The sequence below is a fragment of the Olivibacter sp. SDN3 genome (assembly GCF_014334135.1).
Lineage (GTDB): Bacteria > Bacteroidota > Bacteroidia > Sphingobacteriales > Sphingobacteriaceae > Olivibacter.
On sequence record NZ_CP060497.1, the window covers coordinates 3,390,935 to 3,414,495 of the forward strand.

At 43.6% G+C, this 23,561-nt stretch carries 22 protein-coding genes; 9 read left to right on the forward strand and 13 right to left on the reverse strand.

Going from position 1 to position 23,561, the window contains the following annotated elements; genetic code table 11:
• Positions 1 to 12: 12 nt before the first annotated feature.
• Both H8S90_RS14020 and H8S90_RS14025 read left to right on the forward strand, forming a co-directional pair.
• Positions 13 to 1,200, forward strand: a complete 1,188-nt coding sequence (locus tag H8S90_RS14020; protein WP_187338493.1) for an efflux RND transporter periplasmic adaptor subunit — start codon at positions 13 to 15, stop codon at positions 1,198 to 1,200.
• A gap of 147 nt (positions 1,201 to 1,347) precedes the next feature.
• Positions 1,348 to 2,409: an AI-2E family transporter gene (locus H8S90_RS14025; protein ID WP_187338494.1), complete on the forward strand. Its 1,062-nt coding sequence runs from the start codon at positions 1,348 to 1,350 to the stop codon at positions 2,407 to 2,409.
• A gap of 121 nt (positions 2,410 to 2,530) precedes the next feature.
• Here the strand turns inward: H8S90_RS14025 and H8S90_RS14030 are convergent, their stop codons facing one another.
• A complete protein-coding gene (locus H8S90_RS14030) occupies positions 2,531 to 2,905 on the reverse strand; it encodes a helix-turn-helix domain-containing protein (protein ID WP_187338495.1) in 375 nt (124 codons plus the stop codon).
• Between the two features lie 220 nt (positions 2,906 to 3,125).
• Positions 3,126 to 3,350 (reverse strand): hypothetical protein, encoded by a 225-nt coding sequence (locus tag H8S90_RS26465; protein WP_370525702.1) that lies wholly within the window; start codon positions 3,348 to 3,350, stop codon positions 3,126 to 3,128.
• 175 nt (positions 3,351 to 3,525) lie between these two features.
• On the opposite strand from H8S90_RS26465, the gene H8S90_RS14035 reads away from it, so the two are divergent.
• Positions 3,526 to 3,783: a YtxH domain-containing protein gene (locus H8S90_RS14035; protein WP_187338496.1), complete on the forward strand. Its 258-nt coding sequence runs from the start codon at positions 3,526 to 3,528 to the stop codon at positions 3,781 to 3,783.
• 15 nt (positions 3,784 to 3,798) lie between these two features.
• Here H8S90_RS14035 and H8S90_RS14040 read toward each other — a convergent pair whose 3' ends face one another.
• The 4 genes from H8S90_RS14040 to H8S90_RS14055 form a co-directional block, all read right to left on the reverse strand.
• Positions 3,799 to 4,869 (reverse strand): DNA topoisomerase IB, encoded by a 1,071-nt coding sequence (locus tag H8S90_RS14040; RefSeq protein WP_187338497.1) that lies wholly within the window; start codon positions 4,867 to 4,869, stop codon positions 3,799 to 3,801.
• Positions 4,870 to 4,978: 109 nt separating this feature from the next.
• Entirely contained in the window at positions 4,979 to 7,198 is a 2,220-nt protein-coding gene (locus tag H8S90_RS14045; protein ID WP_187338498.1) for an ATP-binding protein, read from the reverse strand.
• A 157-nt stretch (positions 7,199 to 7,355) separates the two neighbouring features.
• A complete protein-coding gene (locus H8S90_RS14050) occupies positions 7,356 to 7,712 on the reverse strand; it encodes a hypothetical protein (RefSeq protein WP_187338499.1) in 357 nt (118 codons plus the stop codon).
• Entirely contained in the window at positions 7,699 to 8,940 is a 1,242-nt protein-coding gene (locus tag H8S90_RS14055) for an alkaline phosphatase family protein (RefSeq protein WP_187338500.1), read from the reverse strand. The genes H8S90_RS14050 and H8S90_RS14055 overlap by 14 nt, the downstream gene beginning before the upstream one ends.
• A gap of 104 nt (positions 8,941 to 9,044) precedes the next feature.
• Between H8S90_RS14055 and H8S90_RS14060 the strand changes: the two genes are divergently transcribed.
• Positions 9,045 to 9,911 (forward strand): helix-turn-helix transcriptional regulator, encoded by an 867-nt coding sequence (locus tag H8S90_RS14060; RefSeq protein WP_187338501.1) that lies wholly within the window; start codon positions 9,045 to 9,047, stop codon positions 9,909 to 9,911.
• A 55-nt stretch (positions 9,912 to 9,966) separates the two neighbouring features.
• Here H8S90_RS14060 and H8S90_RS14065 read toward each other — a convergent pair whose 3' ends face one another.
• A complete protein-coding gene (locus H8S90_RS14065) occupies positions 9,967 to 10,512 on the reverse strand; it encodes a dihydrofolate reductase family protein (RefSeq protein ID WP_187338502.1) in 546 nt (181 codons plus the stop codon).
• A gap of 206 nt (positions 10,513 to 10,718) precedes the next feature.
• Here H8S90_RS14065 and H8S90_RS14070 point away from each other — a divergent pair, with 206 nt between their 5' ends.
• Entirely contained in the window at positions 10,719 to 11,183 is a 465-nt protein-coding gene (locus H8S90_RS14070) for a hypothetical protein (protein ID WP_187338503.1), read from the forward strand.
• Between the two features lie 30 nt (positions 11,184 to 11,213).
• Here H8S90_RS14070 and H8S90_RS14075 read toward each other — a convergent pair whose 3' ends face one another.
• The 4 genes from H8S90_RS14075 to H8S90_RS14090 form a co-directional block, all read right to left on the reverse strand.
• Positions 11,214 to 12,056: a cold-shock protein gene (locus H8S90_RS14075; RefSeq protein ID WP_187338504.1), complete on the reverse strand. Its 843-nt coding sequence runs from the start codon at positions 12,054 to 12,056 to the stop codon at positions 11,214 to 11,216.
• Positions 12,057 to 12,251: 195 nt separating this feature from the next.
• Positions 12,252 to 12,914, reverse strand: a complete 663-nt coding sequence (locus H8S90_RS14080; RefSeq protein ID WP_187338505.1) for an NAD-dependent epimerase/dehydratase family protein — start codon at positions 12,912 to 12,914, stop codon at positions 12,252 to 12,254.
• Positions 12,915 to 13,104: 190 nt separating this feature from the next.
• Positions 13,105 to 13,449, reverse strand: a complete 345-nt coding sequence (locus H8S90_RS14085; RefSeq protein WP_255501608.1) for a hypothetical protein — start codon at positions 13,447 to 13,449, stop codon at positions 13,105 to 13,107.
• Between the two features lie 168 nt (positions 13,450 to 13,617).
• Positions 13,618 to 14,391 (reverse strand): helix-turn-helix transcriptional regulator, encoded by a 774-nt coding sequence (locus H8S90_RS14090; RefSeq protein WP_187338507.1) that lies wholly within the window; start codon positions 14,389 to 14,391, stop codon positions 13,618 to 13,620.
• Between the two features lie 276 nt (positions 14,392 to 14,667).
• On the opposite strand from H8S90_RS14090, the gene H8S90_RS14095 reads away from it, so the two are divergent.
• The gene (locus tag H8S90_RS14095; protein WP_187338508.1) at positions 14,668 to 15,072 is read left to right on the forward strand and encodes a DUF983 domain-containing protein; all 405 of its coding nucleotides are present in this window, start codon (positions 14,668 to 14,670) and stop codon (positions 15,070 to 15,072) included.
• 1 nt (position 15,073) lies between these two features.
• Here H8S90_RS14095 and H8S90_RS14100 read toward each other — a convergent pair whose 3' ends face one another.
• Together H8S90_RS14100 and H8S90_RS14105 are read right to left on the reverse strand one after the other, a co-directional pair.
• Positions 15,074 to 15,397, reverse strand: coding sequence for a hypothetical protein (locus tag H8S90_RS14100; RefSeq protein WP_187338509.1), 324 nt, complete (start codon positions 15,395 to 15,397; stop codon positions 15,074 to 15,076).
• A 134-nt stretch (positions 15,398 to 15,531) separates the two neighbouring features.
• Positions 15,532 to 15,858, reverse strand: a complete 327-nt coding sequence (locus H8S90_RS14105) for a hypothetical protein (RefSeq protein WP_187338510.1) — start codon at positions 15,856 to 15,858, stop codon at positions 15,532 to 15,534.
• A 361-nt stretch (positions 15,859 to 16,219) separates the two neighbouring features.
• Here H8S90_RS14105 and H8S90_RS14110 point away from each other — a divergent pair, with 361 nt between their 5' ends.
• Genes H8S90_RS14110 through H8S90_RS14120 form a run of 3 tightly spaced genes read left to right on the forward strand, consistent with a single transcriptional unit; the run spans position 16,220 to position 23,539 of the window.
• Positions 16,220 to 19,216 (forward strand): TonB-dependent receptor, encoded by a 2,997-nt coding sequence (locus H8S90_RS14110; RefSeq protein WP_187338511.1) that lies wholly within the window; start codon positions 16,220 to 16,222, stop codon positions 19,214 to 19,216.
• A 16-nt stretch (positions 19,217 to 19,232) separates the two neighbouring features.
• Positions 19,233 to 20,675, forward strand: a complete 1,443-nt coding sequence (locus H8S90_RS14115) for a RagB/SusD family nutrient uptake outer membrane protein (RefSeq protein WP_187338512.1) — start codon at positions 19,233 to 19,235, stop codon at positions 20,673 to 20,675.
• An 11-nt stretch (positions 20,676 to 20,686) separates the two neighbouring features.
• The gene (locus tag H8S90_RS14120; RefSeq protein WP_187338513.1) at positions 20,687 to 23,539 is read left to right on the forward strand and encodes a sugar-binding domain-containing protein; all 2,853 of its coding nucleotides are present in this window, start codon (positions 20,687 to 20,689) and stop codon (positions 23,537 to 23,539) included.
• Positions 23,540 to 23,561: the final 22 nt, after the last annotated feature.

Genomic DNA, 23,561 nt, shown 5'->3' on the forward strand with positions numbered 1-23,561 from the left:
ACCTATAGCACTATGATATACAGCCTGTTTTTTCTTTTGGCTGTAGCTTGTCAAACCAAACCATCCACCAAAGGTGGGGCTGAGGCCACAGAAAGACGTGCAGAAGAAAAGGAGGAGGGAGGAGCATTGGAGATATTTCAGAGCCAATTGGAGGCCTTGGGAGCTGAACTCGGTACTGTCGAGCTTAAGCATTTATCGGAAGGCATCCAAGCTGTTGGATTTATCCGTGTTCATAATCAGCATAAGGCGGCGGTGACTTCCCTGTTCGGTGGGAGGATACAGCATATTTTAGTTGCGCCGGGAGATATCGTGAAGAAAGGTCAGGTTTTGGCCAGCGTGGTGAATCCGCAGCTCATTGTTATGCAAGAAGAGTACCTAACGCTTGTGAATGCGCTGGCTCTGACAAAGCTGGAACGCAGCCGTCAGGAAGAACTGGTGGAGGGAAATGCAGGCGCTTTGAAAAATTTTCAGCAAGTGGAGACGCAGCTGAAGCAGCAGCAAGTTAGGATTGCCTCGTTGGAGCGGCAACTGGCGCTGGCAGGTATAAACGTAGACCAGTTGACACCCGAGAAAATAAAGGACAGGATTTCCATTACCGCACCTGCCTCCGGAACGGTATCCCAGCTCCAAACGGAACTCGGAGCGAATGCAGATGCTGGAGCGGTTCTCGCTAATATTGTGGATAATGATCAGGTAGACCTGGATCTCTATATATATGAAAAGGATCTCAGCAGGGTAAAAGTTGGCCAGGAAGTTGAGTTTTCCCTTTCCAATGATGCGGACCGCAAGGGAAAAGCAGTTGTAGACCGGGTGGGAAGCTCCTTTGAGGGCGAAAACAAAGCGGTTGCCGTACATGCCCGCATCACGGGTGACCGTAAAGGATATATTGATGGGATGGGGGTTACCGCACTGCTCGGGACTGAGACTAGCCTGGTCGCCGCCGTACCGAATGCCGCAATCGTAGATAAGGATGGTAACAGCTACGTTTTTGCGCTGCTGGATACGGCTACGCTCGAGCAGGGGGGGAAGCGGGAGGTGCGGTATCTTTTAGAACGGAAACAAGTTAAAAAAGGGACTAGTGCAATGGGGTTTACGCAGGTTACGTCCATCGATCCGTTGCAGGAAAAAAGCCGGGTGGTTATTTCAGGGGCAATCTTTTTGCAAGGGAAGTTGGACGGCGGAAATGCGCATGGCCATTAACCCAAAATAAATGAAACATCTGGTAGACTAGCGCGAGTTAAAAATAAAGTTAATCAACAAAACAATGTTATCTGCATCCTGTTCATCTCTTAGTAATTCATATTGCTTATTAAGAAAATCTACAGGTAATTTTGTCGTATATATGTTATGTTAAACATCCAACGCGCTAGCTATCAGTTATTATTTATCATACTGGGTTTCCTGATACTGTATTTTGGAAAGCCTTTTCTCTTCCCCGTGGCCTTCGCTGGGGTATTGGCAACGTTAATGATCGGGTTGACCAATAAAATGGAAGGGAGGGGAATAAAGCGGTCTTTATCATCCCTTATCGCTGTGCTGATCATTGTCGTTGCAATTGCTGCAATTCTAGCGCTGTTGGCCTGGCGCCTTCGCGATTTTTCAGAAGGTATTACGGGTATGAAAGATAGCTTGCTAAATGTATTTGAAAATCTGAAAAAATGGATCGATAATACCTTGGGCATATCTGCCGATCAGCAAGAGGATTTAGTTAAACAGACGGAAAAATCTACAGGCGACACGGCCGATATGCTGATGGCCTTCGTGAGTGGTACAACGGATGTATTGGTAAAAACACTGTTGGTGTTGGTGTATACCTTTCTCTTCCTATTGTACCGTTCACGCATCAAAAATTTCATACTCAAGCTGGTAGCAGATAGCGATAAGCTGAAAACAGAGAAAATCATCACGAGATCTGTTCATGTGTCTAAACATTACCTGAGCGGATTGGCTGTTATGATTGCTATACTTTGGGTATTGTATGGCATAGGTTTTAGTATCGTTGGCATTCAGAATGCCTTGTTTTTTGCCATTTTATGCGGCCTACTGGAGATCGTTCCGTTTATAGGGAACTTAACAGGTACTTCGGTTACCGTACTGGCGGTTGTGACGCAGGGCGGAGGAACCGAAATGATCATTGGGGTAATATTGGTTTATGGCCTTGTGCAATTTATACAGACCTACATTTTGGAACCCTTGGTAGTGGGCGACCAAGTGAATATTAACCCCTTGTTCACGATCTTGGCGCTGGTATTGGGGGAATTGATTTGGGGAATTGGAGGAATGGTTTTAGCACTGCCCTTATTGGGTATGGTAAAGATCATATGTGACCATATTCCCACCTTAAAACCTTTTGGCTATTTGATAGGCACCGACCGGAAAAAGAGGAAGAATATATTCAAATCAAACTAAAATAGTACATCGTCAGATAAACGCTGCAAACTCAGTTATTATTGATTGATCTTTCGTATATCGAAAAAACGAAAGATCATTGACAACGATCGATAGCGTATTAAATACCGTCCTTTAACATTTACATCGCGTGCGCTTGTACGCCATTTTGACTACGCATCATTAACATATTATTGTATTCTTCTAATAATTGGATGTATTTATCCTTCCAGAAAGAGGTTTTCTCTGTTTCATCCCTGATAGCTGATTGCTTAGTTTTGCTTGCACTGAATGCCCGTTGAAAATCCTCACTCGAAAAGAGCTCTGGAAACTCAACAGAGAAATCGTACTTGAGCGCACAACCAATCTTAAAAATGATCTGATCTTTAAGCTTTGGTTGATCAAACCAGTTATAAATAGACCTTCTATTTACGTTCATTATTCTCGCGGCTTCGCTGATGCTGTAGCCATTTCTTCTCATTACTTTCTCAATAATTTCACCGTAGTGCTTTTCCATGTTTCTTATACTATTTGGTAGACTAGATTATTAACTTGTGTAAAGAGACAACATTTTCGCACGGATTACTAGAGGAGAAAACATGTAAATGATACAGGATTTATCCTGTTTTTTACTCAGTGTTACCTAGTTGTACCCGTGATAGGTTTGTAATCGGAAAGTTTTGCTCATCTATCATATGTGCATTGAGGCTAATTGTGAAATAACCTAATGGTTGCTGCTATTCGATTCTTATCAGCACCTGCTTCAGTTTGCGGTCAACATCCAGTTGTTCAAAGAGTTTTTCCGATAGTTTTAAAGCTTTTTTAAAGGCTGTTTTTATGTTTTCTGCGTTAAGGTTCGAGGTGGTCTGTTGAAACTGATCATACCGATCTTTATCAATATCTTTTTCCAGACTTTTCGCTGGGCTTTCCCAATGTTTGGTTTGATTGGTTGCTATCTGGATTTCATACCTCTGTTAGCGATGCGCTGTTGCCTGTTCGTCAGTTTCTTCGTTGTTCAAAACAGATAAAACATCTGCAGGTTCTACGCTTTATTTTTAGTTCTGTTCAATAATAGCAAACAGTATGCGTCAAAATATTGTTCTAGAATCAACGTTTTATTATTTAAAGAGGAAATAAATGGGAAAACTGATTACATTTTTGGGGGGTGTAGCTACGGGGTTGGCCATTGGCATGTTGTTCGCACCATTACGGGGAAGAGAAACGAGAGAACAGGTGGATCATTCGGTGCGGGAATTGGCTCAGGGACTTAAGGAAGCTACTGGAGAACAGCTGGAGCGGTTTAGAAATTTGAAGGACCGCTTGGCATATGCTATTTCGAGAGTGAAAGATCGGGAAGAGATCGAGAAAATGGTGGACGAGCATGCCTGGATCTAAATAAAGCTGTTAAGCTTATTTTTCATCAGACAATAGCTCCAGTAAGGCTTTTTCGGCCAAATTGAGCTCAGCAGGGCTCGCTTGGTCATTTTCGTCTAGATTACGTATATACTTATATATGGTGCCTTCTTCGTAACTTTTGATGATAGACGGATGCACGTAGTATTTCTTGCATACGGTGCGTGTGTTGCCCAGATTAATGGCTACCTCATCTATTACATTTACTATTTTCTTTTTACATTCTGAAACGGTTTCGTATTCACCAGCTTCTTTAAAAGCATACAGGGCACTTACACTGCCCGCCCAGGTGCGGAAATCTTTTGCCGTAAAATCTTCGCCGGTGATTTTCTTCAGGTACTCGTTAACATCGCCCGAATCCACACATTGCCTTTGTTGATCTTGATCATAATATTGGAAAAGTTCTTTTCCGGGTATATCCCTGCATTGTTTAACTAAACTTGCCAATTTTTTGCTTTGCAACCCAATTTTCTGAAGGATACCTTTTTTACCCTTAAATTCGAACTTCATCTCAGAACCGTCGATCTTTACGTGGCGGTCCTGCATGGTGGTTAGTCCGTACGATCCGTACAGTTTTTTGTAGCTTTTGTTCCCTATCCGGATACTGGTAAGCTCCATGAGCCGTACCACTAGAGCGACTACTTTCTGATGATCCAGTTTCTGCCTACGGAGGTCTTTGTCTACCTGAGCCCGTATATCGCTTAGAAATGAAGCAAACAGCTGCATCCGGTGGTATTTGGTCTGATTCCTTAATTTGTTCCAGGCCGAATGGTATCGGTACTGCTTACGCCCGGCAGCATCAATTCCGGTAAATAGCAGATGGCCATTTTCAATGGGCGAAATCCATACGTCTTGATAGGCCGGTGGTATGACGAGCTTAGTGAAACGCTCAATCAGTGATTTGGAACGAACAAGCTTGCCCTCGGGATCACGATAACGGATTCCCTTGGCTGTTTGCTCCCTGGTATAGCCGGGAGAACTGTCTGATACATAACGCAGCCCTGCAGCTCTGGCCGTTACTTTAACATCCCGGCCTATTTTCTCCAGCTTTTTTGTTGATCTGTTCATATATGGAAACCCCAGTTAGCTTTCTCGCACTGTTCTTAAACCTAAATTGATCTTAAATGTTTGCGGCCTCTTCAATTTAAGTTTCAGGCGATTTACAGCAAGCTTGGGGTTAAGCCATTTTAGGAACATGGGGGAACCTGAGCATGAATGTGGTGCCAACTCCTTCCTCGCTGTTTACAGCTATTTCAGCACCATGTCGGGTCATGATCTTTTTCACAATAGAAAGGCCTACGCCACTTCCCTTGAACATAGATGGATCTCCCGCTCTGCTAAAAAGATCAAATATACTATGCTGCTCTCGTGCTTTAATTCCTATGCCGTTATCGGTTATTTTATAGGTTGTTGTTGTTTCGTCCGAGACGCCGTCGATAACTATCTTCGGAAAAGCCACTTTATGGGAATACTTTACAGCGTTCTCAATAACGTTGAGGAAAACCTGAAAGATCATAATCGGGTCTCCCTTGATATCGGGTGTTTCGAGCACTTCGAGGGTGAGATGCTCATTCGGTTTCCCGATCATAACCTGCCCGCAAATATCATGGATCAGGTTATGCATATTAATGGTTTCTTGCTGTATACGCTTTTGGCCTATTCTCGAATAATCGAGTACGGTTTCTATCATGCTGTGCATCTTTTCCGAGCTGGACTTGATCCGATCAGCCATCATCTGGGCCTGTTGTGGTACCTGAGCATTGCGCGATATGATGTCTGCAAAACCTTTGATGGCCGTTAAAGGTGTTTTGAGGTCATGTGATATGGTATGGGCGAAAGAATCAAGTTCGGCATAGGCCTTCCGGAGCTTTTCATTCATTAACCGAAGTTCATTAGCTCTTCTGGATATTGCCAGATTGATTTCATGCCGCAATTGCAATAGTGCGTCCTTCTCGGCTACCGACCATTCTTCTGAGGTGTACCTGACCTGTTCAGTCCACAATGCAAAAGAATTCCGTGGCGAAATAAAGGGGAGTCCATTGGCATCGCGCCTGACGATTTTTTCTGGGTTTCCTGCCCACCTGATATGGAAAAGTTTCTCTTGCCGGAACAGCAGTAGGCAGTCTTTCAGGCTTTCATTCAGGCAGTTAGCCAACAGACCTGCATGCTTGCCATGAGCTAGAGGAATGTCTTGAAAGTCACTGGATATTTTGGTGCTTGCGATAATATTTGTGCTTGGTGTAGCGGCGACCATCTGGCAAAAACGATTCAAAATTTGTGTATCCGGTGTATCTCCGAAGGTATGGAGTTCGCCTTCGTATTTGAAAGCTAGTCCGGATGCAGAAAAAGTTTCCATTAACTCCTGTGCGTTCGCTTTGATGGCACAAGGGATCGGTTTGCTTTCAAATAGTTCACGGGTAATTTTACCAACCACCTGCTGTAGCCTTTGTCGGTCTGTATTATACAGTTCTTGTCTACGGAGCGTTATACAAGAGCTCAGCACTTGTCCAATAAGTTTGGCTGCTTCCCTTTGCCTGAAGTTGATGAAGCGCTGGGTATAGTTGTGACAGGCTATTAGGCCCCATAATTCACCATCAACGAGGATGGAAATACTGAAGCTTGACGCAACACCCATGTTCTTCAAGTATTGGATATGTACGGAAGAGACCGCGCGCAGCGTGCTATAGGTTAGATCGATCAACTCATCCCGAAGTCCTATGATGGGGATGTCTTCTTCATGAACATCTGCTATCAACCTTGTCCAATTCTGCTTATAAAGCGCTCTTGCCTGCTGGGGGATATCTGAAGCTGGATAATGTAAACCGAGCCAGCTCTCCATGTCTGTATTTTTTTCTTCGGCAACAACTTCACCATGTCCGTCTGTATGGAACTTGTAGATCATGACCCGGTCGTAACCGATGATGTTCTTGATCTGCGTAGCGGAGTTTTCAAGCACTTTCTGAAGCGCCTTATCGGCAAGCATTTCAGAAAGACCGCTACCAACATGGCTTTCCATATCGAAAGACAGGTCAGAATATTGTGGTTCGAAGTCCAATAGGTAATAGCTAGACGACTTTGAAAGAATCATATTCCAGGAGTTACCGCTAATTTTTACGATATAAGGGTTAAGGGGCTGAAACTGCTCTTCCTGATGTGCAAGCTCAATTAAATGCTGCAGAAAGGCACTATCATCTTTTTTGCCCAATACCCTATTCAATATCGTAAATGGCTTTCCTACAAGCTCCCGAGCTGGAATGCCGAAGAGTGTATCGGTATTTTCACTGCAAAAACATACCGTGCCGTCAAGATCAATGACGACCAACACGCCATGCCCCTGAATTCTTCCGGGGACGTGAATGGGTTCTAAACTACAAAGGTTAAATGCTTCAGGTTCCATGGTATCTGATCTTCACAAGATGCTATTCGTGAGCAAATATAAACATCATACCATATAATATTCAGTGCTTATTAGATTTCTGAAAAATTTTGTGCTTGATTAACAAAGTTTAGCTTGGCCGGCATTTTATATCATGCACTGCTGATATGAGCTTTGATTAATGTTCTTTCTGATACTTTGGTTTTGTTTTTTCTCGGATGCTTTTCCATATCCGTGCTTCTATAGGCTCAATCAGTATTTTCAGGGTTGGGTCCAGCTTATATATTGCAAGAGACTCGTACCATGCTGTAATGATCGTTTCCTCTTCTTGTGTACAATGACCATTGACAAACTTTTCTAACAGAACCAACAGCTGACCTTTTTCCATAACACTACAAATTTCCCAACAAATCGACAGACTGGTGTTATATGAATTACGGATTTTCTTACCAATATTACTGAATAAACCAGCCACCCTGTATTCAAATCCCCAAACAAAGGTGATGTGCAAATGCGAATAGTTAATGACTATCATTAACAATCCATCGGTTAACGGTGTTTTTTTCGGTTTCCAGAACCACTTTGTAAAAATCTGAAGGGTAGTCTTTCACCGGGATCACGGCATGCTTATCCCGTAATGGGAAGGCGCCTATGTGTTGGTAGTGGTCTGAACCGCCCGTTTTCTTGTTGTTCGTTGTGCTTATCCAAATATTTACTTCTCCGTTATCATCCAGTGCCGTCCAGCTGATGTCTAACTGCTCTTGGAAATAATATGCCTGGGGATGAGCTATGGCTATGTCATCCATCAAAGTAACACCATCAAGTTCCCATAAGCTCTCTTTTGGGATCTCGATGTTTAGAAAGTTGGCGATGGTGGGGTAGAGGTCCACTACCGATGGCTTACCATAGCGGCTATATGGATTTTCCAATACTTTGTTGCAGACCAGCCAGGCAGATCGCTGCCGAAAAGTTTGTCCGCCATGACCTTTGCCGGTCTTTTCGTCCCGGCCATGGTCTGTAGTGATCATAATCATCCAGTCCTCCCCGGTATCCGCCGCCCGTTTTTTGATGGCTTGCCAGATTAAGCCGACCTGTGCATCCATTTTTTCCACAGCGGCGCTATAAGCAGGGCTATCACCATGCATATGGCCCATATCATCGGTAAATTCTAAGTATACCCAAGAAAGGTCAGGCCCTTCTTCCTGAATGGTTTTTGCCGCATTTTCGCTAACAGCTTGGTCGATAACCGACATAAATTGGCGTTCTTTGTCGTGCGGATAACGCAGCGTATCCAACTCTAGTCCGTCAAAAGCATAGTCCATCTGAATATTACCGGTCGCTGGAAGCCCTTCGCCGATAAGTTTTGTTCGATTATCCTGCCAGCTCGAGAAGATACCAATGGTTTTCTCGGGATAGGCATCTTTCAGCACACGGAAGATAGAGGGATAATGATAATTCGGAGCCTCAATGTTATTGTCCGGAACATTGTGTTTGTTGTACCAAACACCGGTTAATATGTTATTGTAACCAACGGCCGATATGGTAGGCGATTCGTTATAAGCACCTGCCTCTCCACCTTGATAGACGCGGAGATAACTGCCCTGAGTACTGATTTCCCTGAGGTTGGGCGTTTGCGCCTGTTCAATAACGTCGGCTGAAATGCCATCGGCAATGATATAAACTACTTTACGCTGCTCTTGTGCATATAATATCGCTGTACTGAACAGCATTAAAGGCAATAATAAACTTTTCTTAATGTGCATTTGATTGTCAATTGATTTTTTAAATGGGTGGAGTAAAGTGCCATGAATCTAAAATAAGGTAAATTGTTATCTTTAACGAGACATAATAATGAAGAATTGAAGAAATGAGTAATTTGCTTCCGGTTTATGATATCAAAAACCTACATCTCTCAAAAGAAGGTTTTTTGGTAAGTGAATTTGAACCTTATCTTAAAAGGCACCAGAAGTTGCTTCAACCCCATGGCCATTCATTTTATCATATAGGTTTCTTTACACAGGCATCGGGCGGTCATGTTATAGATTTTAAGAAATTTGACGTGTTGCCCAACCAGATTTATTTTTTAACACCCGGCCAATTTCATCAATGGGATTTCAAAGGGAAGGTTGAAGGCTATGTCCTTAATTTTAATCAGGATTTTTTCCAATCCTTTTTGCATCAAGCGGATTATCTGGAATCTTTCCCGTTTTTTGAAGGCGATGCCAAAAACTCCGTAATCAATCTACCTGTTGCTGTTAGCAATAGTTTAGCAGCATTATTCCTCGAAATGCTTGATCTGAATGATCATTTAGAGCGAAAAGATACGGATCATTTTAGAGTGGTTGCCCTCAAGCTGTTCTTTACCGTTGGCAGATTTGTTGCAAAGAAATCAGGAGTTAAATCTGCCACTGTACATAACAGCCTTATAAGAGACTTTAAACGTTTAATAGAAAAGGATTTCAAGTCTACACGCCTTCCAAAAGATTATGCGTCAGCCCTTAATATCACTTCAAATTACCTAAACGCCGTATGCAACAAGGTGCTCGGGCAATCTGCAGGAGAGCTTATCCGTAACCGCGTGATATTGGAGAGCAAGCGGCTATTAGTGAATAATACGCTTACAATAAGTCAGATCGCCTATGAATTAAACTTCACAGACAACGCTTACTTTTCTAAATTTTTCAGGAAGTATGCAGGTATAAATCCTGAAGATTTTAGAAAATCGTATTACTAAATTGCTGGTCTCCCAATCGTTTCAATAAACGTTATTCTATGTAGTGTAACGGATTTCATTTGGTGTATGTTAAAACAACACCACCCGTCGAAAGCTGTTGTGTAGAAACAAGAGATAAGTTTTTAGGCGATGCTCTCTGTCCGAACAGCGGTCGCCCACTTCCCAAAATAACCGGAGCTACCCCAATGCGGTATTCGTCAAATAGATCGTCGTTGATAAATGTCCCGGAAAGGTCGGCACTGCCAAACACATAAATATCTCCACCAACTTGGGCTTTTAGTTTGGAAATTTTAGCGGAAGCATTTTCCGTAATTAACGTTGAATTCTTCCAATCTATCGATTTCAATGTTTTCGAGAAAACAAGCTTGGGAATATTATTCATCAACTCGGCTATTTCTCCCTCTGCTTTTGTCCAGTAAGCGGCCATCCCTTCATAAGTTATTCGTCCAAAAACAAGATAGTCTGCCGAATTTAATTGGTCAATGCTAAGTTTCTCGAGTTCTTTCCCCCAAACAGTATTGTGAAAAGATAAGTCCCAGTTTTTTGTTCCTTCAAAATAACCATCAAGCGTAATGATGTTCCACATTATTAGTTTTCTCATGTTCTATTTTATATTTGGTCAGTCATTTCTAAGATTACTATTTGTTGTTTAACAGGGCTGCCAGCGCTCAAATATGCAAAATAATATCCGTATATAAATGGGTATAATTGCTTCCATCGTTGCTTTTTCTAAATATTATGGAATAGACCAAAAACCACCCACCGAAGTTATGTATATTTACAGGTAACTTTAATTGGCACAGGCATATGAACACGCTATTCAAAAAGCTTAACTTTAAAGGGCAAAAGTCCATTTTATCCATCAACTACCCTGCGGGCTTCCAGGCACAGCTGAATGATATGGCTTCGGAGACAACCATCCTTACCGATCCAGATTCGGCAGAAAGTATCTCTTTTGTGATTGCATACGTCACCCGACAATCGGAAATCGACAGTATCATTAGCCAGATTGCTCCGAAACTGGAAGCGGATGCGGTACTGTGGTTCTGTTACCCGAAGGGCTCGTCTAAAAGGTACAAATGTGATTTCAATAGGGACACGGGATGGGCAAGCCTCGGACAGCACGACCTCGAACCGGTTCGCCAGGTGGCGATAGACGAGGACTGGAGTGCTCTGCGCTTCAGGAATGTGGACAATATAAAGCGGATCACCCGGCGGGCAAGTATGGCCCTGACAGACAAAGCGAAGCAACGGATAATAAATAGAAAGTAAGTGATAAAGGCAAAAGGTCCGCCGGTCGGATCAATTGTTGACAATATTTTTCCAATACTCTCTGTCCTCATTTTCCAAAAAATCAAGATAGGGTATCAGGGTATCTATTTCATCCCTATGCATGGTGTCAGCACCATCAAGTAGCGCATTTACAAATTCGGAACAGAAAACCCGTCCGAAACCATATCCACTGATCCTCAACAATTCTTCGTAGCCGATTTCCGTTGCGTTTAAATTGAGCACTTCTTCTGGTATCTCATAGTCGCCCGGACTATCGTAACCGATATAACTGAATTTACCGGCTTTCCATACCTTGAAAAGTATATCAGACGTAATGCTGGTCCCGAAATATGCGAAGATTCTGGAAAGCAGGGCAGAGGCCGGTTCTTTATCCAGATGGTGGTGAATGGTTTTTTCAAGGAAGGCTGCATAGGGGATAAACAGGGAAGGGTTAAAGTCGCCGTTGAAGGAGGCTGTCACCATGCTGAAGATGCCGTCGGCATCCTTTCCGCGGAAGAGCTGTGCGGCAGCCAGCTCCATCAGGCTACGGGCGTGGTCCCTCTTTTGTCTATCCTGAAGTTTAACCGTATCCGTTGTGCCCAATAGCTGGATGATAAGCATCCAATCCTCCGGACGCTCCAGAACATGGCAGTTGTGTGCCACATGACCGTCCCGTTTTGGATCCGGACGTTTATCTCCGGTGATCACGTCACCTGGATTGATATCTTTCTGCGGTCGGTCCCGGAATCCGCGGATATGCAGGAACAGTTCTTCCGCAAACGGTAATGCGAGGATACCGAATCCTTTTTTGTTATCGAACCATTTCAAAGCGCCGATGAACATGGTTGGGTTTGGGTGTTGTTTCAATGGCATAAAGATAGTGAATATTGTAATCTGTTAGTGCCTGTTATTGAATTATTTGTGAAAAATAACAATTTGTTAATTTCTGTGAAGGAAACCACAGGCCTTCCCCTTGTAGGCCTTTATAAATTTTAAACAGTTTTTCTCATGGAATAGGCTTTAAAGTTATGCCTAATAGTTCGCAGCTGCGAACCATTTTTGCAACAGCTACTTCTTAGAAAGCAAAGCGATATCTTTTACTTCGAGAACATGTTTCGGATAGCCACCAATAGTTACATTGATCATTGCTTTTCCCACTTCTTCCAATGTGAGAAAATAAGTTTTACTGAATATTCTGAATAAAGGAAAAAGTAAATTAATGATTTTGTAGAACCCTTTTATATTTTTAGCACCTTTCGATGGTTTCATAAAAGCCGGACGGAAATTGTAAACAGCTTTGAATGGAAGCTTCGTCAGGTCGTTTTCTGTTCTGCCTTTTACCCTTGCCCACATTTGTTTTCCTTTTTCGGTACTGTCGGTGCCGCTTCCGGAGACATAACAGAAAGTCATCTGCGGATTGACCGCCGATAAGGTTTTTGCAAAATCTAAGGTAAGGTTATAGGTTACCTTGGTGTAGGCTGCCTCACTCATCCCTATGACAGAAACACCAAGGCAAAAATAGCAGGCATCGTAATCCTTTGTTCGCGCAGCAATTGCTGAAATATCATTGAAATCACTATGTAGTATTTCTTCGATTTTAGGATGTGAATATCTACTTGGTTTGCGGTTGATCAGCAATATTTTTTCTACTTCGGGGTTGACAATACATTGCTGTAGTACACCTTCGCCCACCATCCCGGTTGCTCCTGTTATAATGACCTTTAATTTCATTGAGTTGATTTTTTTGAATAAACAAACCAAAGTTTTATAAAGGTACGGTAAAAATGAAGAATCTTACATCACTGGCTTCCATCGATGTGACGATCTCTTTGGCCTTGATAGCGCCATTCAGGTCATCTTTATCCAAAAAATCATCTTACAATTTTTGCGAAAGACTTGTAGTCAACCGAAAAAGAACAACCTATTTTGTTAGTTTGATTGGCTTGGGTATTTCCCGCACTTCCACTTTTCCACCGTATATAAGAATGGGACAGGATTTCGCAAGCTCTAACGCCTGTTCTATTGTTTTCGCTCGAAGAACGATATTACTCACGACTTTTAGGTTATCTGAAAGAACTGTTTCTTTTTTTACTGATTTCTCGCTTCCAGACACGGTGTAACTTTCGCCCGGGAAAGCGAAGCTCAAAACATAAAAGCCTTTTTCTTTCCACTGTTCAAGCAATTTATCCCACTGCGGATTTACCAATTTTGCCTGTTCTCCACCATAGGTTTCGGGTACCCTTACCAATACGCTAAACTGTTTCATCTCATTTTTTTTTGACTGTGATGCACTGCTGTTTGTCTGTGCAGAAGTTTTACAACTGATGAATGCCAAACAAATAATAATTGCGAATAGACCTGATTTCATTTGTTTTATTTTTTTGTTACAAAGGTCTGTCTGTAGGCAATCCAATCATTGTAAAAAATCATTGATTTACCAATACGATGTGGATTTGAAAAAGTCGGTTGGCGTTTGTCCCGTAAAAAGTTTAAAGTTTTTGTTGAAATGCGGTTGGTCGTAGTAGCCGTTTTCAAGTGCTATATCAAGAAAAGAAGAAGGTGCCGGATATTGGCGGATGATAGCTTTCATTTTGACAATGGAAGAAAACTGTTTGGGTGTAGTTCCTGTCACTTTTCTAAACCTCTTCTCAAAAGCATCCTGACTGATATATAAACCATCGGCTAACTGACGTATTCTAATTATGCCATTTTTTGAATAGATTTTAGTGATAGCTTCTGACACAAGAGGGTCGGGCTTATGGTAAGCGAGTTTTGAGTATAGAAATTGTTCGATAATAGCAATTCTTGTCTGGTTGTTTTCGGTTTCGGCCAAGCATTCTTCTACAATTGAAATTTCTGACTGTGGAAAAAAATTATCTAATGAAACGCTTGCTTCAAACATTTCGTGGAGTGGTTGTTTGAAAAATGCGGAGACACCTGTTTCTTTAAGCAGTACAATTAAGGCGCCTGTTTTAGGTGCGTAGTTAATGAGTCGAACAGATTTTCGTAAACCCGAAAATGTTGCGATGGGTAAAGCAGTCTTGTCTGTGTCGTTAACATATGAAATTTGGCCCCGAAAGCGAAACGCCATAGCAAATGAAGTACTTGGCACAACTCTATTAACCAGTTCTTCCCGGCTTTCGATAATTTTGTAAGTCTTGATGAAAGGCCTTAATAATTCAGTCGGTGTGTATATTGCAATTTCCATTATTTGTCATCTATCTGAATGTATCTGTTTACAGTTGCCGCTAATGCCAAATATCCAAAGCTTTCGCAAAATACAGAAATTATTTCAGTGGCTGTTAAATAGGTTACTGGCTTGCCGCTGAATAAGTAAAAACTACCATGATAACCATAAATTACACTACAAAGGTATTAGGAGCTCGCAGTACCTTTATCACCAATTAAAGGGGGCAACAGGGCGTACCTTTCCGTGTGAAATGACCCCAGTAAATGATGCATTTTTTTGAAAAAAACTAAAGAGATGAAAGATAACACAGTACCCAGGGAGTTTCAAAGCGCATTGATGGCCAAATGTCCGAGATGCAGAGCAGGTTCTATCTTTGAAGGGAAGGTTTATGGTCTTAAAGTTCAGAAAATGAATGAAACATGCCCTTGCTGTAATCTTCGGTTTGAACGTGAACCTGGCTATTTTTATGTATCCATGTTTGTGAGTTATGCCATGATTGTTGCCGAATTGGTTACGGTTTGTATTGCGGTTTACTTTCTCGCCGGAGAAATTGAATCGCCATGGTTCTACACGGGAATAGCCTTTGCAACAGTTGTTATTCTGGCTCCATTTAACTATAGGTATTCCCGGATAATATTGTTATACTGGCTAACGCCAGGCTTAAAGTTCCAGCCTGATGTGAAGAAAAATATGGGTTAAATCAATCCGCCGGTTCGAGGATTTCTTTCAAAGCCTGTACGATCTCATCTTCCAGTTTTATCATCTTTTCTTTTTTTAAGAATAGATAAAAACCTACTGGGAGAGAAAAGAACAGGTAGAAGAAAGCCATATCGAAATTAGTGCTGGTCTTAACTTTTCCGGCTCCCGGTTTGGTTTTTATATGGACATTTCCGGTGACGGTAAAGCCGCTTGTGCGCACTCGTAATGAACCCATGCTGGTTACTATTTTGTAGTGGGGAAGTTTCTCCCGCAATCTTTCGATAAGTGTTGCCTTTAAAAAGGGTTTAAATGTTAGTTTTTTCACGATAATATTTATTGGTTAAGCACCTAGTTAAATTAATAAGTAGAACACAAAAAGGTTCCTACGGGCCCTCAAGTTCTTGATGAGCGCTAGCCGGTAAGAAAACCTTTCTTGTTGATCTGTGTATTTTCAAATGCTTATTGATCGATAAATGGAAATTTATCTTCAAACATTTTACCGAATATCGGCAAAGGCTTTTTTACTTCATTTACAGCGTGGATAATACCGATTACCATCAGGATGAGGAAAAGAATACCGGCATAACTGATCATCAACGCTACAGATGGGGCGGCCATGGCGATGAGACGTACGGCAACGTTAAAGATAATGGCTAGCACTAAAAGCCCCAATCCCTGTTTTAAATGGTAAATGCTGAAATGATCCCTTTCTTTCTTGCCACAGAAATAAGCAATAAGCCATAAAATCCCTAAATAGCTTAAAATAGCTTGCGCTTTTGAGTTCATATTTTTTTCTATTTGATTTATGCCGTAAAGTTGAGTCAAAAAAAAGAACTTAAGGTAAGTGAAAAGGGAACAAAGTATCTACTTCTTCAATTATGCCATATACAAAATGTCTACAAAAGGGAAACACACTATCGTAAATTCGATAGGTGGCGGTGAAGGCCTCTGAAATTGCTTCGTTATTATCGAAGCTGTTTTTTCCGTTACAGAATTTATGCGTACAGACGGTCTTAAGGCGCTTACTTTTTGCTCAGCGAAGAAAAAGTATTTTTTTCTTGCAAATTATTTTTCATTACTTATATTTGTATAATATAAAATACTATTTTATAATAGTAAATTAACCGTTAACCAATTGAACCATATTATGAGTAATGTCAAAATTCTTTTCGCGTGTGGCATATGTGCCTGGCTGGCACTCGTGCATTTTCCGCTGTTTGGGCAGGACAGGAACATTCGAGGAACCGTGCGCGATCAATCACAGGAGCCTTTACCTAGCGTGAGCGTGAAAGTAAAGGGAACGCAACGGGGAACATCAACCAATGAAAAAGGTGAATTTACACTGGAAACGCGTGTAGGGGAGACACTCGTTTTTTCATCTGTTGGTTATAAAACACAGGAAGTGACGGTAGCGAACACGGAGGTAGTTAATATGCAGCTTGAAACAGATGCCCATGCATTGGATGAGCTCGTGATCATCGGCTACGGGCAGGTGCGTAAGTCTGATCTTACCGGTTCGCTTGCCCAGGTAAAAAGCACGGAAATTAATGCTTTTCCAACAACCAATATTATTCAAGCACTCAATGGCCGGGCTTCAGGGGTACAGGTTTCACAGAATACCGGCGCGCCTGGCGCAAGTGCCAGTGTACGTATCAGGGGTACAAACTCGATACAGGGAAACAACGAGCCGCTTTATGTGGTAGACGGTTTCCCAATGTCGGGAACCAATCCTACCGTGTTGAACAACTCGGATATCGAGTCCGTAGAAATCCTGAAGGACGCTTCTGCTACCGCGATCTATGGTTCCAGAGGAGCTAATGGGGTGATCCTGATCACCACAAGGAGAGGAAAGGCCGGGGTGACCAATGTTGATCTGGAAGCGAGTTATGGCGTGCAAACGCTTCGGAAGAAGCTTGACCTGATGAATGCCCGTGAGTTTGCCTCATTTTATAATATGCAAGCGGCTAACGATGGTTTGGATCCACGCTTTAGTCAGGAAGAGATCAATAACATGGGTGAGGGCTTTGATTGGCAGGATTTGGTCTTTCAATCTGCACCGATGCAAAACTATAATTTAACTATTGGTGGTGGTAATGATAACACACAGTTTTCGCTTGGAGGTAGTGTTTTTTTGCAAGATGGTGTCATTAAAGGGAGTACCTACGATCGCTATTCTTTCCGTTCCAATATCCAGCATAAGATCAGCGAAAAGTTCAGTGTTGACGGGGGCGCAACACTCACGCGTATTGAAACAGACCGGCGGAATTCGGGCGGAGGCAATCGGGGTGGTTCGATGATCTCGGCAGCAATATCTGCCTATCCAACCATCACCCCTTACCATGAGGATGGTTCTTTACGGGATCTGTCGATTGTATACCCATGGGGCTCGAACGTACTGATCAACCCGCTCAATCATATTAATGAAACCTTTGATCGGGTAAATTCAAATCGTATACTGGCCAATGTGGCCCTGACGTATCGGCCTATACCCGAACTGGCCATCCGCATTGCAGGAGGGATAGAGAACAATGACGATAGAGCCGATAATTATACGAGTATCAATTTCCAGAATTCCAGGGGAAGTGCCAACGTCACAGCTACGCAGAATATGAGTAAATTGAGTGAAAATACCATCACCTATACCAAAACTTTTGCCGATAAACATAATCTTTCGGCAGTAGCGGGCTTCACTTATCAGGATTTTTATACCACTGATCTCACGGGTTCGGGTATGGGCTTTCTGAGCAATATTACCGAAACAGCTGATCTGGGGTCAGCGGAAATTCCGGGAATACCCGGATCCAGTTATGTGTATAGCAACTTGTTATCCTTTCTGGGGCGCGTAAATTACAGCTTTAACAGTAAATATCTGGCCACTATTAGTTTTCGTTCGGATGGGTCGTCGCGCTATAGTGAAGGCAATAAATGGGGTTATTTCCCTTCCGGAGCACTTTCCTGGCGTCTGTCAGAAGAGAACTTTATGAAGGACATAACTTTTATCTCGGATCTTAAGCTCCGTGTGGGTTATGGTACTACGGGTAGCCAGGCCATCAGCCCCTATGCTACGCTCAATCAGCTTATTGGTGGCAAGACCATATTTGATGATGCCTTGTTCAATCAGTTTGCTCCCGGCACACGTTTACCGGGAAATTTAAAATGGGAGACCACCGCCCAGACTGATATTGGTATCGATGCGGGTTTGTGGGATGATCGCATCAGAATAGTGGCCGACTATTATATCAAAAATACAAGAGACCTCTTGAATACGGTTGCCTTACCCGCTTCGCTGGGTTTTACCAATACCATTCAAAATGTTGGCTCCGTACAGAACCGTGGTTTTGAGTTTTCAATCGACGCCAATATCTTCCGAGGAGGAGCCTTCGAGTGGGATCTCAGCGGCAACTTTTCCATTAACCGCAACAAGGTACTCCGTTTACATGGTGGAAGGGATATTCTGGGTGGAGATTTTAGTGTCTCCTTTATCAGCGATTATGCCAATATCTTACGGGAAGGGCAGCCCATCGGAAGGTTTTGGGGTTATCTGGAAGACGGTTATACGGAGGCAGGGCAGATCCGCTTTGCTGATCTGGATGGAGACGGACAGATTACGCAGCTCGACAAAACCTATATCGGCGATCCGAATCCGGATTTTATCTACGGGCTCAATTCGGTCATGCGTTTTAAGGGCTTAGAACTTACCATATTTTTGCAGGGCACACAGGGCAATGATATATTCAATATCAGCAAGATCAACAACACACTGGATTATAATTTTGGGTTGAATATGCCCCGGGAGGTATACAATGATCACTGGACGCCCGAAAACCCCAATGCGAAATACCCGGTAATCAGCAGGGTATCAAACGCCCGCGTTTCCGATAGGATGGTGGAAGATGGGTCCTACCTTCGTTTACGGAACATTCAATTGGCCTACAGCTTGCCCGTCGATAAATGGAATGTGGCCTGGGTAAAGGGCTTCCAGCTCTATGCCAGTGGCCAGAACCTGCTAACTTTTACGAAGTATTCCTGGTGGGATCCAGAGGTGAATACCCGCGGTGGTGGTAATTCTACCGCGCAGGGCTTTGATTATTATAGCTATCCAACAGCAAAAACGGTTACGTTCGGCATGAGGGCTAATTTCTAACAAAAAATTATTTACAATGAAAACGATATCCTATATCGCCATACTTATGCTGCTCACAGCTTGTCAGAAGACACTGACAGAGCAGCCCAAATCGCTTTCCGTAGAAAACTTCTATAATTCACCTGCCGAAGTGGAAGCAGCGGTAAATGCGGCCTATGCACCACTTCGGAATGTCGATGGTTTAGGCGGAACCTATCTGCCGCAGGTAGAATCTTATGTGGATTATGCTTATGGGCGTGGCAGTTACGGCCCTTTGAGTGAGTTTCAAGGGCTGGACCCCACGAACATTACCCGTACGCAGACCATGTGGAACTTATTTTACCTGTCTATCAGAAATGCCAATCTAGTGATCGCAAACGCGCCCAATGGCGAGAACCTATCTGCCGAAGATATCGCCAGTTATGTGGCTGAAGCACGATTCATCCGGGCGCTGGACTATTTTTTTCTGGTGCGGCATTGGGGAGCGGTGATTCTGCGTACAGAAGCAAATGCAGAGGAGGAAGCTGCACCTAAAAGCAGCCCTGAGGCCGTATATGCCCTAATTGAAGAAGATCTCCTATTTGCAGAACAAAATCTGCCAACCAATGCGGCATATGCGGGTAAACCATCTTTGTGGGCGGCAAAAACCTTGCTGGCAGATGTTTATTTTTACCAGCATAAATATGCGGAGGCCGCCGCCAAGGCAGAGGAAGTGATCACCAATGGGCCTTACAGTCTGGTTCCGGTGAGCACTGCAGACGATTTTATCGATATTTACGGTCCGGATGTGATCAATACGCCGGAAGAAATATTTTATCTGAAGTTTTCCAAACTGGGAAATAACCAAGGTTGGTTTACCGTCATGTTTTTTCACATCCCGGGTAGCGATATGCATGGGAATGGTGGCTATTATGCCTTGTACACCAGTACGGATAATCCGGTGTACCAGTCTTGGGATGATCGCGATCTCCGCAAGGCCTATAACTGGTATTCATGGGATATCGGCTTGGGAAATACGAGCCTGCTATCAAAAAAATTTATCGATCCCACTGCGGTGGGCAATAACGGGGCTTCTAATGACTATCCTTTGTACCGTTACGCCGATCTGTTGCTTATTCATGCCGAGGCGGCCGCACACGCAAATGGTGCGCCCAACGCACAGGCTATCGAAAGCTTGAATAGCGTACATAGAAGAGCGTATGGTTATAATCCTGCACAGGCAAGTGAAGTCGATTTCCAATTAGGTGATTATGATCTCGCATCTTTTCTGGATCTGGTACTTCAGGAAAGGGGTTATGAAACGCAAATGGAGGGAAAGCGTTGGTTGGATCTGAATCGTACGGGAAAGGTTCGGGAAATTATTCGTGAAGCTACCGGTAAAGATATTGCTGAAAGACATTTTCTGTGGCCCATACCGGTATCTGAGATGAATTTTAATGAAGCGTTGAATCCGGCAACTGATCAAAATCCTGGTTATTAATGGCGTTTAAAATGAAAGATATACTGCTTAACCTACTGTGGATATATTGCTGTGCTATAGTTTGTGCACAGCCGGATAAGGAGACACATGAACTTTGGCAACCCTATCGCATTAGCCCGAGAGCTGCCGCGCAACAGGTGGATATCAGCGGAACCTGGGAGCTGGCTTATACCGACCGGCCTATTGAGGCTTTCGATGATTTGAAAGATAAACAGGAGGCCTTTGCTACGGAAGTGCCCAATTCGGTACATTGGTCGCTTTATAAAGCGGGCAAACTGCCGCATCCTTATGCACATCTGAATGCACAACAATATCGCTGGGTAGAGGCAAAGGTTTGGTATTACAGCAAAAAGGTGGAGATGCCAAAAAGAGAACAGCAGATGCGCGCTTTTTTGTCTTTCGACGGTATCGACTATTTCTCCAGAGTTTGGTTAAACGGGGAGCTGCTTGGCTCGCACGAAGGTATGTTTGGCGGGCCGGTGCTGGAAATTTCGGATAAACTGCATTGGGAGGGTAGCAATGAGATCGTTGTGGAGGTTAAAGCTGCCAATTGGGGCAAGATGGGTGATAATTTTACCGAACTCAACCGCACCAATTCGGGGGAGTTTGATTACAGCAAATTCAATGGCTTCAACCCCCGGAAGAGTGGAAAGATCGTCCGCCCATGGGTAATTGGCGGAGGCTCTGGAACGGAAGCTTTCTTTGTGCTGGGCATGTGGCAGCAGGTGCGCATTGATTTGGTACCGCCCGTGCATGTGGAACGACCTTATTTGACAACAGAGGCAATTGCGTCGGATGAAGCGACCTTGCAGTTCGCATGCGAGCTTTTTGCCAACAAAACGTCACTGGATTTTTCCTTACATCCCTGGCATAATACGCAGATCAACCACCCCGATGAGAAAGGTAATGTGTTGGCCCCACTACAGAAAAATGTGCAACTTACGCTCAATTTCCTGAGCCATGGGCAGCAGGTACATTCGTTGAGCTGGGAATCTGAGGTGATCGAGGGGAAAAGCTGGGTGGAAAAGCAACTGAAGTTGCCGAACCCGAAGCTTTGGTACCCTAATGGATTGGGCGAAGCACATGTTTATGCTGTGGAACTGCTTGTAGAACAGGATGGAAAATTAATCGATCAGCTGAACTTTGACTATGGTGTACGAAGTATCGGGCGTAAACGCACTACTTCCGTGCGAACAGCCGATAATTGGGAAGACTGGCAGTTTGTGGTGAATAATAAACCCATTTTCGTAAAGGGTATGAATTGGACGCCTGCAGATTTACTCTTGGACTTAAGTGAAGAGCGGTACCGATGGGCATTGCAGGCCATGAAAGATATGGGCGTGCAGCTCGTTCGGGTATGGGGCGGTGGCTTATTGGAGACGGAGACCTTCTACAAGCTTTGCAATGAGCTGGGCATTATGGTATGGCAGGATTTTCCCATCGGTAATCAGGATACGCCAGACTATCCGCAGGATATCTGGGAAGCACAGGTGGTGCAGAATATTATCCGCTTACGCAATCATCCTTCGCTTGTAGTCTGGTGCGGGGGGAATGAATTCAACCCCTATTCCTTCGGCAATGCAGCTTCGATCGGTATCCTGGAACGAAACCTTACCATTTTTGATCCGAGCCGTTTGTTTTTGCGCACCTCTCCGGATGGCGGTTCGGCACATGTCTATCCGGATATGGATCCGAATTGGTACAAAGTGAGTTACCGGAATGAACCTTGGATTGCCGAAACCGGTATGCACAGTATGCCGGAAGCAAAGCTCTTTTATGAACTCGTGGATTCCAATGAATTTTTCGGTCTGGGAAAAATGTGGGAAAAGGATTTTGCTGCAAAGCATCCGGAGTTTATCCATCATTTTACCGAATATGGCCCGGCGCGGGTGCCGCGCATGTTGAGTAGGGCCTCGCATTTCAATAATATGCAAGATCCCAGCATCGAAGAGATTACCGAGGCATCGCAGGTGGGGGCGGGTGAATGGTATCAGGTGATGGCCGAAGGCGTTCAGGCAAATTATCCCGTAACCACCGGTTTGATGCCCTGGGTCTTCAAAAGGCATTGGCCGGTTATTGCTATACAGTTGATGGATTGGTTCGGTCAGGCGGGGGCACCCTACTATTTTCTGAAGCGCACCTATGAGCCTACGCATGTGATGCTTGATCTGCCACGTTTACTCTTTAAGCCAGGGGAGCAGATAAGGCTTTCGCCCAAGGTGCTGCATGGGCCATATGAAGCCATACCGAAAGCCAACATACGGGTAACTTATATGGACGATACTTTCCATGAGCTCGCGGTACGGGAGCAGTCGCTGGATATTGCCGAAGGCACTGGTGTGCACGAACTGGCAATGGATAGTTTGGCTATAGCTGACGATTATCGGGATAGGTTTCTTTTCCTGATCGTAGAACTTTTCGATCAAAACGGTAAAAAGATATCGCAGTCGCAATATAACCTGCGCGTACTGGCGCAATTAAACGATGCAGCTTTATACCGTTCTTATTTGGAGGAGCCTATTCCCTGGATCACGCTCGAAAAAGGGCCCTGGCTCAAGCCGCGTGTGGCGAAATCGTCCACTGCATTGTCTTTGGTTTTGCTTGATCAACGGGAAGAAGATGGCTTGATGCTCATCAGCTGCAAGGTGAAGAATGAAGGAAAAAAGCCGGCCTTTATGACTACTGTGGATATAGGAGGTGTTAAAAGGGTTTTTGTTGCCGATGATAATTATTTTTGGTTAGCACCGGGCGAAGAGCGCACGCTGACATTAAAAATCAATTGGCGGGAAAGCGTAAAAGGAAAGCAGGCGATAATAACGGTTGATGCCTGGAATGCAAAAAGGCAAGTGATTAAACTTGAATAGATACCTAGATACAAATAAGCGA

Excerpts from the sequence above, each read along its gene's own strand:
- H8S90_RS14070 (WP_187338503.1), top strand. The coding sequence starts at position 10,719 with ATGAACACGCTATTCAAAAAGCTTAACTTTAAAGGGCAAAAGTCCATT.
- H8S90_RS14110 (WP_187338511.1), top strand. The coding sequence starts at position 16,220 with ATGAGTAATGTCAAAATTCTTTTCGCGTGTGGCATATGTGCCTGGCTG.
- H8S90_RS14085 (WP_255501608.1), bottom strand. The coding sequence starts at position 13,449 with ATGAAACAGTTTAGCGTATTGGTAAGGGTACCCGAAACCTATGGTGGA.
- H8S90_RS14090 (WP_187338507.1), bottom strand. The coding sequence starts at position 14,391 with ATGGAAATTGCAATATACACACCGACTGAATTATTAAGGCCTTTCATC.
- H8S90_RS14075 (WP_187338504.1), bottom strand. The coding sequence starts at position 12,056 with ATGCCATTGAAACAACACCCAAACCCAACCATGTTCATCGGCGCTTTG.
- H8S90_RS14020 (WP_187338493.1), top strand. The coding sequence starts at position 13 with ATGATATACAGCCTGTTTTTTCTTTTGGCTGTAGCTTGTCAAACCAAA.
- H8S90_RS14095 (WP_187338508.1), top strand. The coding sequence starts at position 14,668 with ATGAAAGATAACACAGTACCCAGGGAGTTTCAAAGCGCATTGATGGCC.
- H8S90_RS14060 (WP_187338501.1), top strand. The coding sequence starts at position 9,045 with ATGAGTAATTTGCTTCCGGTTTATGATATCAAAAACCTACATCTCTCA.
- H8S90_RS14045 (WP_187338498.1), bottom strand. The coding sequence starts at position 7,198 with ATGGAACCTGAAGCATTTAACCTTTGTAGTTTAGAACCCATTCACGTC.
- H8S90_RS14105 (WP_187338510.1), bottom strand. The coding sequence starts at position 15,858 with ATGAACTCAAAAGCGCAAGCTATTTTAAGCTATTTAGGGATTTTATGG.
- H8S90_RS14120 (WP_187338513.1), top strand. The coding sequence starts at position 20,687 with ATGAAAGATATACTGCTTAACCTACTGTGGATATATTGCTGTGCTATA.
- H8S90_RS14055 (WP_187338500.1), bottom strand. The coding sequence starts at position 8,940 with ATGCACATTAAGAAAAGTTTATTATTGCCTTTAATGCTGTTCAGTACA.
- H8S90_RS14025 (WP_187338494.1), top strand. The coding sequence starts at position 1,348 with ATGTTAAACATCCAACGCGCTAGCTATCAGTTATTATTTATCATACTG.
- H8S90_RS14080 (WP_187338505.1), bottom strand. The coding sequence starts at position 12,914 with ATGAAATTAAAGGTCATTATAACAGGAGCAACCGGGATGGTGGGCGAA.
- H8S90_RS14040 (WP_187338497.1), bottom strand. The coding sequence starts at position 4,869 with ATGAACAGATCAACAAAAAAGCTGGAGAAAATAGGCCGGGATGTTAAA.
- H8S90_RS14115 (WP_187338512.1), top strand. The coding sequence starts at position 19,233 with ATGAAAACGATATCCTATATCGCCATACTTATGCTGCTCACAGCTTGT.
- H8S90_RS14035 (WP_187338496.1), top strand. The coding sequence starts at position 3,526 with ATGGGAAAACTGATTACATTTTTGGGGGGTGTAGCTACGGGGTTGGCC.
- H8S90_RS14065 (WP_187338502.1), bottom strand. The coding sequence starts at position 10,512 with ATGAGAAAACTAATAATGTGGAACATCATTACGCTTGATGGTTATTTT.
- H8S90_RS14030 (WP_187338495.1), bottom strand. The coding sequence starts at position 2,905 with ATGGAAAAGCACTACGGTGAAATTATTGAGAAAGTAATGAGAAGAAAT.
- H8S90_RS14050 (WP_187338499.1), bottom strand. The coding sequence starts at position 7,712 with ATGATAGTCATTAACTATTCGCATTTGCACATCACCTTTGTTTGGGGA.